Genomic DNA, 13229 nt, shown 5'->3' with positions numbered 1-13229 from the left:
CACTCTACGATGAAAAAATATAAAAGGGACCTAGATTTTAGAAAATCGTAAATCTAAAATCCAAAATCTAAAATATCATGGCATATTCAGAAAAAGTAATCGATCATTATACCAACCCACGTAACGTTGGTACTTTAAATAAAGACAGCAAAGCCGTAGGTACCGGTTTGGTTGGCGCACCAGAATGTGGCGACGTTATGCGTCTGCAGATAGAAGTTGATGCCAACAACGTGATTACCGATGCTAAATTCAAAACCTTTGGCTGTGGTTCGGCTATTGCCTCTTCTTCTTTGGCTACAGAATGGCTAAAAGGAAAAACCATTGACCAAGCTTTGGAAATCGACAACATGGACATCGTGGAAGAGTTGGCTTTGCCACCGGTAAAAATCCACTGCTCAGTATTGGCAGAAGATGCCATCAAATCGGCCATTAACGATTACCGCGTTAAAAACGGCATGGAAGCATTGGTTTTAGAAAAATCGCACCACTAGTAAATTTGAGATTGACGAGTTACGATTTTAGATTGGGTCATTCAATCGATGAATTCAATTCAAAATCGTAAATCCAAAATCGTAAATCGTAAATAATTATGATTACCATAACCGATAAAGCAAAAAGCAAAATAGACCACCTGATGCAGGATTCGCAACTGGGTTCTGACTACTTTTTACGGGTTTCTGTAAAGGGCGGTGGTTGCTCGGGCTTATCTTACAACCTTGATTTCGACAACGAAACCAAAACCGGCGACCAGTTTTTTGAAGACAAGGGCATCAAGATCGCCTTGGATATGAAATCATTCCTTTACCTTGCCGGCACCGAACTGGATTTTACCGACGGACTAAACGGCAAGGGCTTTAACTTTAACAATCCAAACGCCAGCCGTTCTTGTGGCTGTGGCGAAAGTTTTTCTGTTTAATATTACTTAATAAGGCAAAAAGGCGTGCTCGAGCAATCAAGCGCGCCTTTTTCGTTTGGGCAAATCAGGCTCAGCGCTGCAACTTGAGCTCGATATTGACCTGGGCACCTTGCTGTTTAGCTCCGGCGACGATTTCTATAGTGCCTTTCAGGTAATCTACCCTGTTTCTGATATTGGCAAGGCCCATCCCTTGATTAACGGTATGGGGATCAAACCCGCCCCCATCGTCTTCAACCGTAATTAGAAAGTTTTTTTCATCTTGACTGCACTGCACGAGTATTTTTTTGGCATGAGCATGCTTGTAGGCATTGGTCAGCAGCTCTTGCACAATGCGATAAATACTGATCTGCTCTTGGATAGGCAAATCATTTTTGGAACCATAGTACTGAAAATCTATGGTCAGTTGGCTCGAAACAAAAGATTCGCACAACTCTCTCAACGAGGTTTCCAATCCAAACCTCAGCAAAGTTTCGGGCATCATGTTATAGGCAATACGGCGAAGCTCACTAGCGGATTTATCCAATTGCTCGATGATGCCATACAGCTCTGCTTGCTCTTCTTTTCTTTCTTTGGCAACAAATACCGAGAGGTTCATCTTTACGCCCGCAAGCATACCACCCAGGCCATCGTGCAGGTCTTGCGCTACCCTTTTCCGTTCCTCTTCTTGGCCCTGCAACATGGCCTGTGCTATTTTAATCTGTTCTCTCTGGGCTATTTCTTTGATTTCCTGCTTATGATTAAGTTCTTCCTGATCCGACAATTTTTTGCTCTTCCTGTAAAGCATCCAGCCAAAAACGGCTACAACCAGCAAAAACAAACTCACAATAAGCCCAATCAGTCGGTTGTTTTTAGCCTTGAGCTTGTTCTTTTCGTTGGCGGCGTTGAGCTCCACGATCTTTTTCTGGTTCTCGGCATTCCTGAATTTTATCTCCAGCTCATTGATCTCTTTTTTTGATTTTAATTCATTCAGGCTGTCGGTTATTTTGGCGTACTGCTGCAACCAGTTATAGGCTTCGTTTTTGTTCCCCATCGAAGCATACGTATTGTTGAACTCTTTGTATACCTGTTGCCTATTAAAAGGTACATCCATAAACTGAGTATCCTTGGCTATCTGCTTTAAAATGGGCAGTGCTTTTTCAAATTTTTCATTGTTTACTAAGACATTGTATTTCTGAAAAGCAAAAGTAATTGCCCTATCATCAGCTCTGATTTTATGAGCGAGCGCAAGGCCTTTGTCTAGCGTGGCCAGTGCTTGGTTATCCTGTTGCAGCCCCATCATCAGGTACACGGCCTCTACTTCATAATAATCGAGCAGTTCTCTCGAATCAGGAAAAAAGGCAATCAGTTTTTTTGCCTTGTCCAACTCCATTTTCACTTGGTTAAACTTATCAACGTGGCAGTAGGCAAATGCCAAGCGCGTGTAAGCCGTAAGCAGGATCTTTGATTTCGGGTCTACAATTTCCAACAGATCAATGGCTTGCTTGAAATAAGCAGCCGCCTTTTCCCATTGCTGGTTGTTCATAAAGACTTTCCCCAGCATGATATAAAATTTGCTTACCAAAACCGAATCCCTGCTTTCTTTTCCTGCCGGGATACCTTCATTGAGCATTACATCGACACACTTCTTACTTTCGTTTTGTTTATAGAGGTTAATGCTGTAGTTAAAATAAGCTCTTGCTTTAAGCAGATAAGCCTCTTTCGTTTTTAGCTTGTTAAATAAGCTGATGGCTGTAAGGTAGGCCTGGCTGCTCTTTTCTAAATCACGGGGATCAAAAATCCTTCCTTCGTAAAAATAAGACAACGCCTGCATAAGTCGGTCCTTTCCGCCCAATTGCCTACCGGTTTTAAGATAGCCCTGCGCTTTTTCGAAATCAAAGTCAGACCAGCTTGAGCTGATCAAAAAATTGGCCCTTGCTTTCGCGGTATCGCTTTTGAGCGATTTCAGTGATGCGGTAAGGCTATCAACCAGCCGCTGTTTATCCGAAGGCAGCTGCCCCCAACTATTAGCGGTACAAAACACCAACAAAAAAGCAATTGTAAATTTCATAGCTAATTATTTTATCGTTATTACTTCTTTGTCCTCTTTAAAAACATAACAGGAAAAAACATGGACCATTTTACTCCCTCAATTCTTACACCAAAAAGTTACATTAAGCCTATCCAAGATATGGAAATTTGCCAAGCTGTGGCCGGCACTGGAGGAAAACCTCGAAAAACTTCAATAAAAAAAATAAAAATGAAAACTTTCGCACATTTTATAAGTGCACTTTATTTGGCCGTTCTGCCATCATTAAAAACCTAAGTGCTTATTTAAGCGTTGATATATTAAAGCAAAAGCTTTATTATTGCGAGTTCAAAACAACCCAAACAAATTAATACATGGTCTCATTTAACGAATTTTCTACGGTCCCTTCCTTATTACGAAACGTAGTAGAGAATATCCATAAACCTGAAGAAACCTTCCTCATCCACAAAAAAAATACCGATTGGGAAGAAATATCCTTTGCGACTACCCTTGTCAATGCCGATGCTGTTTCGGCCTTCTTTTTGGAAAAAGGCATCACCAAAGGCGACAGGTTGGGCCTCATGATCGAAAATTCGCCGGAATATGTTTATTACGACCAAGGCATCCAGCAAATCGGAGCCATTAATGTATCCATCTACCCTACTTTGTCAGAGCAGGAAGTAGCCTATATCATCAACGATTCGGGTATCAAATCGCTGTTAATCGGCAACCCGTTTCTAATGCGTAAAGTACTGAAGGTGGCTGGCAACTGTCAGGAATTGCGCTACATTATCCCAACCTTTAAAGATTACGAGAAAATAGCAATCCCAGACGATATCAAGGCCGAAATCATCAACTACGATACCGTTTTGGCTAAAACCGTAAGCAACGAAGAACGTCAGGCCATTGAAGCGCGCAGGGCCGGATTGATGCCCCAAGATGTATCTTCCTTAATTTATACTTCGGGTACTACGGGCACACCAAAGGGCGTAATGCTTACCCATTACAATTTTGTGGAAAACGTAAAAGTTTGCCTGGAGCAAATTCCGGTCATCAATGAACACGAAACATTTTTATCGTTTTTACCACTTTCGCATGTTTTCGAACGTACGGCTACCTACCACGTCTGCTGCGCACAGGGCTGTAAAATTGCCTTTGCCCAAAGCCTAGAGCTTTTGGCCAAAAACATGGGCGAGGTAAGGCCAACGGTCATGAACTGCGTGCCTCGTTTGCTGGAACGCATTCACGACAAAGCCATCAAATCGGGTACTGCTGCCGGTGGTTTAAAAGCCAAAATATTTACCTGGGCACTAGAAACAGGTAAAAAATACCGCCAGGCCAAAGAAGCAGGCAAAAGCGCCGGACTGGTGCTGAGTGCGCAAAAAGCCGTTGCCGAGAAACTGGTATTCAGCAAGATCAAGGAAAAAACGGGCGGCCGTTTAAAATTCATGATTTCGGGTGGTGCCGCCTTACCTAAAAACGTAGGCGAATTTTTTGGCGACTTGGGCATTAAGATATTGGAAGGTTTCGGATTGACAGAAACCTCGCCTGTGATGGCTGTAACCGAATATCACCGTCAGGTTTATGGTACGGTTGGCCGTGTTATTCCGGGCATCGAAGTGGGCATACAGGATGTAGAAACCAAGCAAATGATCAACATCCAAACCCACGATACCTTTAACGAGAACTTTGAATGTGCCGAAGGCGAAATCATTGTACGTGGCCATTGCGTAATGAAAGGCTATTTTAACAAGCCTGCCGAAACCGCCGAAGCCATTGATAAAGACAAATGGTTCCACACCGGTGATATAGGCCGTTTTTATAAAGGCAACCTGCAAATTACCGATCGCTTAAAAAACATGATCGTTAATGCCTATGGCAAAAACGTGTACCCTACTCCGGTAGAGAACATCTACCTCAAAAGCCCTAAAATAGATCAGCTTTTCTTAATTGGCGATAAGCGCGAATACATTACCGCCATCATCATTCCCAATAAGGAAACCTTGCAGGAAACTTTTAACCTGAAAGAATCTTTTTTCCAGGAGCCAAGCGATTTCATCGACAACCAGGAAATCATCGACTGGATGGAGAAAGACATCAAAAAAATCTCGAACGAGCTGGCTAAATTTGAAAGGATCAAGAATTTCAAGATCAAACGCAATCCTTTTAGCATAGACGAAGGCGAGATTACCCCTACGCTAAAAGTAAAACGCCGCGTGGTAGAAAAGAAATATGCGGAGGCCATCAATGCCATGTACAGCGAAGGAGTAGAAGCAGACTAATAGAGTCTAAAAAAGAAAAGACAACCCGAACAGGTTGTCTTTTTTTATGCACGTCAATAACACATTATTCGTTTACGTTTACTGTTATTTTATCCAAATCGGGCATTAATCCGGTGGCATTGTAAAACCTGATGCTGTTATTGCCCTTATTTAATTTAATCTTTATCAATTTATCGGCCACCCGCTCCAACGAGCCGGAATTGAGCTTGCCTAAAGGAACAGATTGCCCATTTATACTTATCCACATTTCGCGATCTATCTCGCTGAAGTAGCTAATTTTTAATGAGTAATTGCCTGTTTTAGGGGCAAAAACATCCCTAAACTCAATCCAATTGTCGGGGTTGCCACCCAACGACACGGCCTTTGCGCCTCCGCTAAAAACCCGGCCCTTAACCACATTGGCCTGATTGGGCTTAACCACTGTCTTTTCTAAAAGACCATAGTTGTTCATATAAGCATATTCGGCTTCGAAAATGCTTTGCAACACATTTGTAGTACCGATTACTTTTAACATCACCACGCCATGTGCTGGCACCGTAGCCGTAAAGGAAGTATCGCCTTGAACAATCAAGTCTTCATGTTTCCATAAATCTCTTACGCTAATCTTGCCCTTTAAATGTAGCTGTTTCCAGCTTATGCTCATTTTTTCGGCTTTTTCGCTGGCATTGAAAAGAACCACTGCCCGTTTGTTGCTGAGCTTGCCATCGAGGTGTTTAGCCCACACCTGTAACCCCGCATGATTGTCTGAAACCAGTTTGGCCTGCAATCCCGTCGTGTCTTGGTTTACCGCGATTACCTCGGCGTTAGTGAGGATGTTTTTGGTTTGCTCAGATAGCTTGGTCAGGTCGTTGCCCAATATCAAAGGCGACGACAGGATGCACCACATGCTAAAATGGCTTTGGTCTTCCTCATAGCTCAGCCCACGGCCAACTTCCAGCATATCCATATCGTTGTAATGCCCTTGGCTGGCGTATTGCGCCAAAAAAGTGTTTTTGTCGATGATGCTCAATATGCTTTTCCAACTGGGGTTGATATCGCCAGAAATACGCCAAGAATTGGCAAGGCTGGTCACCCAGGTTCCGGGAAACTGCCAGCGGCAAACATTGTAATTGATATCGGTACGGCCTGTGCGTTTAATGGCATTGCCTATAGCGGTATATCGTTCTTTTTCATCGAGCTTTTGTTCCAATCCGCCACAAAAATCAACCTTCAGGTAATCGAAACCCCAGCTCTTTAAAAAAAGGTCGACATCCTGCTGGTCGTGGCCAAACAAACCGCCACCTACACCGCCTTTTTGTGCATCCCAAATAGAGCCACAGGTATTGGCACCGGCCTCCGAATAAAAACCTGCTTTCAGGCCTTTGCTGTGGATGTAATCGGCCACGACTTTCATGCCGTTCGGAAACTTGATACTGTCCAACCTGAACCTGCCATCGGCATAGCGATTGTTAAAGTAGCCGTCGTCTATGTTCACATATTTATAGCCAAAGGCAGCCAAGCCCGACGAAACCAGCGCATCGGTTTGTTTTTTGATGATATTTTCGCTGATGTTTACCCGATAATTGTTCCAGCTGGCCCAACCCATAATGGGCGATTTGATTTTTTGGGCGCTGGCCAACAGCGCTTGGCATACCAAAATGCCGACAAGAATTTTTTTCATAAGTAGATAGATAGTGCATTCAAATATAAAAGATTGGCTTGGCTACGCTAGGGTATTTTTCGAAAATGCGAAATACCCTTTTTAAAGTGACAGACAATTAGATAAAACCGAATTATAAATTCACTTCCTAAAGCCAAAATACTTACTTTTGCAAAAAAATACCATCCAATGAGTATAGGATTATCAGAACAGGAAATATTACGTCGCGAATCTTTAAAGCAATTACGCGAATTAGGAATCGAGCCTTACCCGGCAGAAACATTTACGATTAATGCCCACGCCGCAGATATTTTAGCCAACTACGAAAAAGATAAGACCGCTTATAAGACCATCAGCATTGCTGGAAGAATTATGGGCCGCAATATTATGGGCGCCGCCTCTTTTGCCGAACTACAAGACGCAACAGGCCGTATCCAGATTTATTTGAAACGCGACGAACTTTGTCCAACCGAAGATAAGACCCTTTACAATACCGTATTTAAAAAACTGTTAGACATCGGCGATTTTATCGGTGTTGAAGGTTATGTTTTTACCACCCAAACCAGTGAAATTTCTGTACACGTTAAAAAACTGACCGTACTTTCTAAATCGCTGCGTCCTTTGCCAATTGTAAAGCGCGATGACGATGGCAATGTTTACGATGGCTTTACCAATCCAGAACTGCGCTACAGGATGCGTTACGTTGATTTAACGGTTAATCCGGATTACAAGCAGATCTTCATCAACCGCTCGAAGGTTATCAACACCATGCGCAACTATTTCGATAGCCAAGGCTGGATGGAAGTTGAAACTCCTATTTTACAGGCTGTACATGGCGGAGCCGCTGCCCGTCCGTTTGCTACGCACCACAACACTTTGGATATGCCATTGTTTCTTCGCATTGCGAACGAACTTTACCTCAAAAGGCTAATCGTAGCTGGTTTTGACGGTGTTTACGAGTTTGGCAAAATGTTCAGAAACGAAGGTATGGACCGTACCCACAACCCTGAATTTACCTCGATGGAAATTTATGTGGCCTACAAAGACTATATCTGGATGATGGCTATGGTGGAAGAATGCCTTGAAAAAGTGGCGATGGCTATCCATGGCAATCCTGTGGTAAAAGTGGGCGAACACGAAATCAATTTTGCAGGGCCGTACGAGAAACTAACCATGTACGAGTCAATTGAAAAATATACCGGCATTGATGTATCGGCTATGAGCGAGGACGAAATCAGGGCAACCTGCACCAGCCTGAACATTGAGGTTGATGCTTCGATGGGCCGTGGCAAACTGATCGACGAGTTGTTCAGCGAGAAAGTGGAAGCCAACCTGATCCAGCCTACCTACATTACCGACTACCCCTTGGAAATGACACCATTGGCCAAAAAACACCGTACCCAAGATGGCTTGGTTGAGCGTTTCGAGCTTTTTGTAAACGGCAAGGAGATTGCCAATGCCTACTCAGAGCTTAACGATCCGATTGACCAGAAAGAGCGCTTTGAAGAACAGTTGAAACTGGCTGCCAGAGGCGATGATGAAGCCATGGCCATGGACGACGATTTTGTGCGTGCCCTGGAATATGGCATGCCTCCTACTTCAGGCTTGGGTATCGGTATCGATCGTTTGGTGATGCTGATGACCAACCAATCGACTATTCAAGAGGTATTGTTCTTCCCGCAGATGCGTCCGGAGAAAAAGGCAAAAGTTACCACCGACCAGGATTTTGTTGATGCAGGTGTAGCGGCCGACTGGGTTCCGGTTATCCGCAAAATGGGCTTTAATACCGTTGAAGAATTGAAAGCAGGCAATCCAAACAAAGTATTTAACGATTTGGGCGGTATGCGCAAAAAACTAAAGCTGGAGCTGGCCATGCCGAGCAAAGCTGAGGTTGAAGCCTGGTTCGCTTAACAAAAGCATAATAATAACTTAAAGGCTTGTTGCAATAAATGCAGCAAGCCTTTTTTAATTTTAGCTTGAAAATTTAAACGATCCGTAAAATGAACAGTTCAAGCTTAGAAATTACAGAAAACGAATATTGCATTAAGCTCAGCAAAGACACCTTCGATTTATCGTTGATCCGCCAGCTGATTAAGCGCATACAAGCAGAAGAGCTATTCTTTAGCCGTAAAAACGATAATCTCGACGATGATATCATCAGCAGAAACGCTGTTGAATACGATGAGAATTTCGATCGCCTGAGCGATAAATAGTCTTTAGTTCTTAAAATCGCTAGTCCCAAGTCCATTTGACTTTAAATTAAAGACTTCAGACTATGGACTAAAAACTATGGACTATAGACTAACGACTATACCTGATCTGCTGTTTGTCCATCAGTACCATTTGGTCTTTCATTTGTTTGATCTGATCGGCCAATAGTTTGTTTTTATCTGCTTTTTTGGCATCTGCCAAGTACATTTGAGCTTCTCTTTTATTTCTTTTCGCCATGGCAATACCTGCCAAACTTAACTTGGCCAAGGCCACGTTATGGTCCATGTGCAAGCCCAGGCTCAAGGCGGTTTTAAAATATTTCTCCGATTTCATTGGTGCCTTTCTCGATTCGATCAGGCCAATCAATAAATTATAATAGCCGTGCTGTACACGGTTCAGTTGTTTTTCGTAATTGGTGATGCGTCCCAAAAACTGCTCGGCCTTTGGCATGTTGTCTTTGCGCAGGTACCATTGGGCAATCAGCATGTTTTCGTTGTAGAAATAGGTGATGAACAAAAAGATGCTTAAAAACACCAAGAGTATTCCCCAGCCCCAATAGCCAAAAACCATCAGCGTAACCGCAGCACCCACAAAAGCAAAACCTATAATGAGACGTATTAAATTCGACATAGTTTTATAATATTTTCGCAAATATCGTGTTTAAATACCAAAATTTAGATTTTAAATTCATAATTTCATCAAATAAATCCAGTATCAAAATCGTCGTTACCGACCAACGCTTAAAAATTAAACAAATGAAAAATATACTAGCTGCTCTGATGCTTTTATTCGCGATGAACGCAGGCGCGCAAGAATTGAACAAAAAAATGGAAGACCCTAACAGACATAAACAAGTCATGATTAACCAATGTACAAGAGAAGGCATTACCACTTTCCCTGAGTTTAAGGAGAGCTACGATGCCAACTATAATTCTTACGTCGCCGATTCTACCCAATTTGAGCAGTTGGCCAAGCTTTTGAAGAATAAAAAAGTAACCATTGTGTTGGGTACTTGGTGCGGCGACAGCAAATATCAGGTGCCACATTTCCTCAAAATCATGGACAAGCTTAAAATCGACGAAAACAAAATTGCCTTTATCGCTGTTGATGGCAGCAAACATGCCGAAAACGGATTGATCGACAACCTGAAAATCGAACGTGTTCCTACTTTCATCTTTACTGACAAAAAGGGGAAAGAAATTGGTCGCATTACCGAGCATCCAAAAGAATCGTTGGAAAAAGACATGGTAACTATCCTTTCGGCCCCTGCCACAACTAAAGCAAAAACCAAATAATAGATGGCAACAGCTTTAGAGCCGAGCTGGCTACATGTATTGGAAGGCGAATTTGAAAAGCCTTATATGAAAAGCCTCAAATCCTTTTTGCTGGAAGAAAAGCAGAAAGGATTTACTGTTTATCCCAAAAATGCCGATATTTTCAACGCTTTTAACCATACGCCTTTTGATAAGGTAAAGGTGGTGATTTTGGGCCAAGACCCTTACCACGGACAGGGCCAGGCACATGGCTTGTCTTTTTCTGTACAAAGAGGAATTGTCGTACCGCCTTCGCTCAAAAACATGTACAAAGAACTGGCTGAAGAATTTTCCGAGTATAAGATTCCCAATCACGGCGATTTAACAGCCTGGGCCGATCAAGGCGTACTTTTGCTCAATGCAACACTTACGGTACGCGCACACGAAGCCGGCTCGCACCAGAACAGGGGCTGGGAAACTTTTACCGATCATGTTATTTCGGTACTGTCGGAAAAAAGAACCGGACTGGTATTTTTACTTTGGGGCCGATATGCGCAACAAAAAGAAAGCCTGATTGATACCCAAAAGCATTTTGTGCTCAAGGCAGCCCATCCTTCTCCTTTTTCGGCCTACAATGGTTTTTTCGGTTCCAAACACTTTGCCAAAGCCAATGAAATCTTACAAAAGGAAGGATTAACGCCTATTGATTGGCAAATCGTCTAAGCGATATCAGAACCGCCTTAGACACCTTAGGTTGCCTTAGAAAAACAGAGCCAACATAAAACTTAGCCTATCTTAGCATTCTTAGGCGGTGACCTCAATAGTTGCATTCAAGCAATAGAAGTACCGCCTTAGACACCTTAGGTCGCCTAAGAAAATATCATCAACATAAAACTTAGCCCATCTTAGCGTTCTTAGATGGAGAACTCAAAAAGGCGTTTAAAATTGCTATTATACAGTTTGGTCTACTCTAATGTCATCGTAGTAAGAATCCTAATTAATTCTTATATTAGAGTATCTCTCTATTGATCATTTTAAAATTCATTTAATATGATTGATAAAAATTTCATAGACGACCTGGAGTATCAGGTAACCGGTGCTTGTATTGAAGTACACCGAGCTTTAGGGCCTGGTTTGTTAGAAAAGGTCTACCACAAATGTCTGACTAGAGAATTGCAACTAAGAAATATCTCTTTTATAGCTGAACAAGTTGTTACTATTTCTTACAAAGGCATGTTGCTCGATACAGAGCTAAGAGTAGATTTACTGATTGAGGATTTTCTTATCCTAGAGCTCAAAGCAGTTGAAAAGATATTGCCTATCCACGAGGCACAAATACTGACCTATATGAAGATACTTCGGGTTCCAAAAGGCTTACTAATTAATTTTAACTGCACCAATATTGTGCAAAATGGCAAGAAACCATTTATAAACGAATATTATCCGCCTTTCTAAACCAAAACCAATCCGAAACCACCTTAGACGTCTAAGAGCACCTAAGGAAACCCATCATTGCCTTAAGCTTAGCCTATCTTAGCGGTCTTAGATGGTAAACTAAAAGACACGTAGGCAATGCCAAAACCGCCAAAGACGCCTTAGAAAACATGGTCAATCCAAAGCTTAGCCCCTATCTTAGCGCCCTTAGGTGGTGAGCAAAATGGCTTAGTACTCCAAAGGCACGATTGGTTCTTTCTTGGTGGTCGACATGATCATCATGGTTTGGAAAGTTTTCACCACAGAAATCTTGCTGATTTTATCCATGATCAATCTTTCGTAAGCCTTGATGTCATTCACGTAAACCTTCAGCAGAAAGTCGGCCTGGCCGGTAACGTGATGGCATTCTGTAATTTCGTTGATTTGGTTCACTTCATCCAAAAAAATCTGGATGGTATTGTTTTTATGAAAATCCAACTGAACTTGAATAAAGGTCTTGATGCCTAAGCCCAACTTTTCTTCGTCAACCAAAGCATGGTAACTTTTGATGTAACCCGACATTTCCAGTTTACGTACGCGCTCTAAGGTAGGCGCCGGCGATAGACCAATTTCTTGCGACAATAGCAAATTGGTCATCCTGCCGTTCTCTTGAAGCAGCTTCAGTATTTTAAAATCGGTTTTGTCTAGTTCTGTTGCCATAAATGTTTCATTTGTTACCCAAAGGTAGAATACTAACGCCGATTAGCCAAATTTTATTCTATAAAGCTTCAATAATATTACTTTTAATTTTATTGTTTATTTTTTAGATTTGTCTAAAATAATCATTAGGCAAACAAAAATGCAATCCTACACCGAAGAGAACTACCTGAAAATCATCTATCACCTTTCAGAAATCAGCAATCCTGTACAAACAAACGCCATTGCCGAGCGCATCCAAACCAAGGCAGCTTCGGTTACCGATATGCTTAAAAAACTATCGGAAAAGGAATTGGTAGATTACGTAAAATACCAGGGCGTTACCTTAACCGAAAAAGGAAGGCTAACCGCTATCAATATCGTAAGGAAACACAGGCTTTGGGAAGTTTTTTTGGTAGAGAAACTTTCTTTTAAATGGGATGAAGTGCACGAAGTAGCCGAAGAACTCGAACACATCAACTCAGCCTTATTGATCGAGCGTTTGGATGCTTTTCTGGATTTTCCCAAAGTAGACCCGCATGGCGATCCCATCCCCGATAAAAACGGAAACTTTGCCGATTTGGCCTTCATCAAGCTCAACAAATTAAAAGTGGGCGAAAAAGGCACCATCACAGGCGTAAGCGAACACTCTTCACCCTTTTTAAAGCACCTAGAAAAACTAGGCCTTACCTTGGGCAAAAAAATAGAAATCGTTGCCATCACAGATTTTGATGGATCGGTAGAACTTTTGGTCGATAATAACAAGCAAAGCATTAGCCGCGAAGTAGCCAAACACATTTTAATCAGCAAATAA

Annotated in this window: 14 protein-coding genes; 10 read left to right on the top strand and 4 right to left on the bottom strand. The window is 42.2% G+C overall.

Features of this window, described 5'->3' with window-relative positions; genetic code table 11:
• The first annotated feature begins 77 nt into the window (after positions 1–77).
• Together iscU and VRU48_RS02175 are read left to right on the top strand one after the other, a co-directional pair.
• Positions 78–491 carry a Fe-S cluster assembly scaffold IscU gene (iscU, locus tag VRU48_RS02180; protein ID WP_330106291.1) on the top strand — a complete coding sequence of 138 codons (414 nt, stop codon included), beginning with the start codon at positions 78–80 and terminating at the stop codon, positions 489–491.
• A 98-nt stretch (positions 492–589) separates the two neighbouring features.
• On the top strand, positions 590–916 hold the full coding sequence (locus VRU48_RS02175; RefSeq protein ID WP_199141482.1) for a HesB/IscA family protein: 327 nt from the start codon (positions 590–592) through the stop codon (positions 914–916).
• A gap of 70 nt (positions 917–986) precedes the next feature.
• Here the strand turns inward: VRU48_RS02175 and VRU48_RS02170 are convergent, their stop codons facing one another.
• Positions 987–2963: a sensor histidine kinase gene (locus VRU48_RS02170; RefSeq protein WP_330106290.1), complete on the bottom strand. Its 1977-nt coding sequence runs from the start codon at positions 2961–2963 to the stop codon at positions 987–989.
• Positions 2964–3023: 60 nt separating this feature from the next.
• Between VRU48_RS02170 and VRU48_RS02165 the strand changes: the two genes are divergently transcribed.
• On the top strand, positions 3024–3218 hold the full coding sequence (locus VRU48_RS02165; RefSeq protein WP_330106289.1) for a hypothetical protein: 195 nt from the start codon (positions 3024–3026) through the stop codon (positions 3216–3218).
• Between the two features lie 77 nt (positions 3219–3295).
• Complete coding sequence (locus tag VRU48_RS02160; RefSeq protein ID WP_330106288.1) at positions 3296–5203, top strand: AMP-dependent synthetase/ligase; 1908 nt, start codon at positions 3296–3298, stop codon at positions 5201–5203.
• 64 nt (positions 5204–5267) lie between these two features.
• Here the strand turns inward: VRU48_RS02160 and VRU48_RS02155 are convergent, their stop codons facing one another.
• On the bottom strand, positions 5268–6863 hold the full coding sequence (locus VRU48_RS02155; protein ID WP_330106287.1) for an alpha-galactosidase D: 1596 nt from the start codon (positions 6861–6863) through the stop codon (positions 5268–5270).
• Positions 6864–7031: 168 nt separating this feature from the next.
• Between VRU48_RS02155 and lysS the strand changes: the two genes are divergently transcribed.
• Both lysS and VRU48_RS02145 read left to right on the top strand, forming a co-directional pair.
• Positions 7032–8753 (top strand): lysine--tRNA ligase, encoded by a 1722-nt coding sequence (gene lysS / locus VRU48_RS02150; protein ID WP_330106286.1) that lies wholly within the window; start codon positions 7032–7034, stop codon positions 8751–8753.
• Between the two features lie 89 nt (positions 8754–8842).
• Positions 8843–9055 (top strand): hypothetical protein, encoded by a 213-nt coding sequence (locus VRU48_RS02145; RefSeq protein WP_199141479.1) that lies wholly within the window; start codon positions 8843–8845, stop codon positions 9053–9055.
• 88 nt (positions 9056–9143) lie between these two features.
• Here the strand turns inward: VRU48_RS02145 and VRU48_RS02140 are convergent, their stop codons facing one another.
• Complete coding sequence (locus VRU48_RS02140) at positions 9144–9683, bottom strand: DUF2892 domain-containing protein (protein ID WP_330106285.1); 540 nt, start codon at positions 9681–9683, stop codon at positions 9144–9146.
• A 125-nt stretch (positions 9684–9808) separates the two neighbouring features.
• On the opposite strand from VRU48_RS02140, the gene VRU48_RS02135 reads away from it, so the two are divergent.
• From VRU48_RS02135 to VRU48_RS02125, 3 genes are all read left to right on the top strand, one after another.
• Positions 9809–10348: a thioredoxin family protein gene (locus VRU48_RS02135; RefSeq protein WP_330106284.1), complete on the top strand. Its 540-nt coding sequence runs from the start codon at positions 9809–9811 to the stop codon at positions 10346–10348.
• Between the two features lie 3 nt (positions 10349–10351).
• Positions 10352–11029 carry a uracil-DNA glycosylase gene (ung, locus tag VRU48_RS02130; RefSeq protein WP_330106283.1) on the top strand — a complete coding sequence of 226 codons (678 nt, stop codon included), beginning with the start codon at positions 10352–10354 and terminating at the stop codon, positions 11027–11029.
• Between the two features lie 327 nt (positions 11030–11356).
• Positions 11357–11761: a GxxExxY protein gene (locus VRU48_RS02125; protein WP_330106282.1), complete on the top strand. Its 405-nt coding sequence runs from the start codon at positions 11357–11359 to the stop codon at positions 11759–11761.
• A gap of 207 nt (positions 11762–11968) precedes the next feature.
• Here VRU48_RS02125 and VRU48_RS02120 read toward each other — a convergent pair whose 3' ends face one another.
• Complete coding sequence (locus tag VRU48_RS02120) at positions 11969–12439, bottom strand: Lrp/AsnC family transcriptional regulator (protein ID WP_330106281.1); 471 nt, start codon at positions 12437–12439, stop codon at positions 11969–11971.
• Positions 12440–12578: 139 nt separating this feature from the next.
• On the opposite strand from VRU48_RS02120, the gene VRU48_RS02115 reads away from it, so the two are divergent.
• Entirely contained in the window at positions 12579–13229 is a 651-nt protein-coding gene (locus VRU48_RS02115) for a metal-dependent transcriptional regulator (protein WP_330106280.1), read from the top strand.

Source organism: Pedobacter albus, from assembly GCF_036324255.1.
GTDB classification, from domain to species: domain Bacteria; phylum Bacteroidota; class Bacteroidia; order Sphingobacteriales; family Sphingobacteriaceae; genus Pedobacter; species Pedobacter albus.
This window is presented reverse-complemented; position numbering and strand designations above follow the sequence as displayed.

Coding starts and splice junctions, on each gene's coding strand:
- iscU (WP_330106291.1), top strand. CDS start 78: ATGGCATATTCAGAAAAAGTAATCGATCATTATACCAACCCACGTAAC.
- VRU48_RS02175 (WP_199141482.1), top strand. CDS start 590: ATGATTACCATAACCGATAAAGCAAAAAGCAAAATAGACCACCTGATG.
- VRU48_RS02170 (WP_330106290.1), bottom strand. CDS start 2,963: ATGAAATTTACAATTGCTTTTTTGTTGGTGTTTTGTACCGCTAATAGT.
- VRU48_RS02165 (WP_330106289.1), top strand. CDS start 3,024: ATGGACCATTTTACTCCCTCAATTCTTACACCAAAAAGTTACATTAAG.
- VRU48_RS02160 (WP_330106288.1), top strand. CDS start 3,296: ATGGTCTCATTTAACGAATTTTCTACGGTCCCTTCCTTATTACGAAAC.
- VRU48_RS02155 (WP_330106287.1), bottom strand. CDS start 6,863: ATGAAAAAAATTCTTGTCGGCATTTTGGTATGCCAAGCGCTGTTGGCC.
- lysS (WP_330106286.1), top strand. CDS start 7,032: ATGAGTATAGGATTATCAGAACAGGAAATATTACGTCGCGAATCTTTA.
- VRU48_RS02145 (WP_199141479.1), top strand. CDS start 8,843: ATGAACAGTTCAAGCTTAGAAATTACAGAAAACGAATATTGCATTAAG.
- VRU48_RS02140 (WP_330106285.1), bottom strand. CDS start 9,683: ATGTCGAATTTAATACGTCTCATTATAGGTTTTGCTTTTGTGGGTGCT.
- VRU48_RS02135 (WP_330106284.1), top strand. CDS start 9,809: ATGAAAAATATACTAGCTGCTCTGATGCTTTTATTCGCGATGAACGCA.
- ung (WP_330106283.1), top strand. CDS start 10,352: ATGGCAACAGCTTTAGAGCCGAGCTGGCTACATGTATTGGAAGGCGAA.
- VRU48_RS02125 (WP_330106282.1), top strand. CDS start 11,357: ATGATTGATAAAAATTTCATAGACGACCTGGAGTATCAGGTAACCGGT.
- VRU48_RS02120 (WP_330106281.1), bottom strand. CDS start 12,439: ATGGCAACAGAACTAGACAAAACCGATTTTAAAATACTGAAGCTGCTT.
- VRU48_RS02115 (WP_330106280.1), top strand. CDS start 12,579: ATGCAATCCTACACCGAAGAGAACTACCTGAAAATCATCTATCACCTT.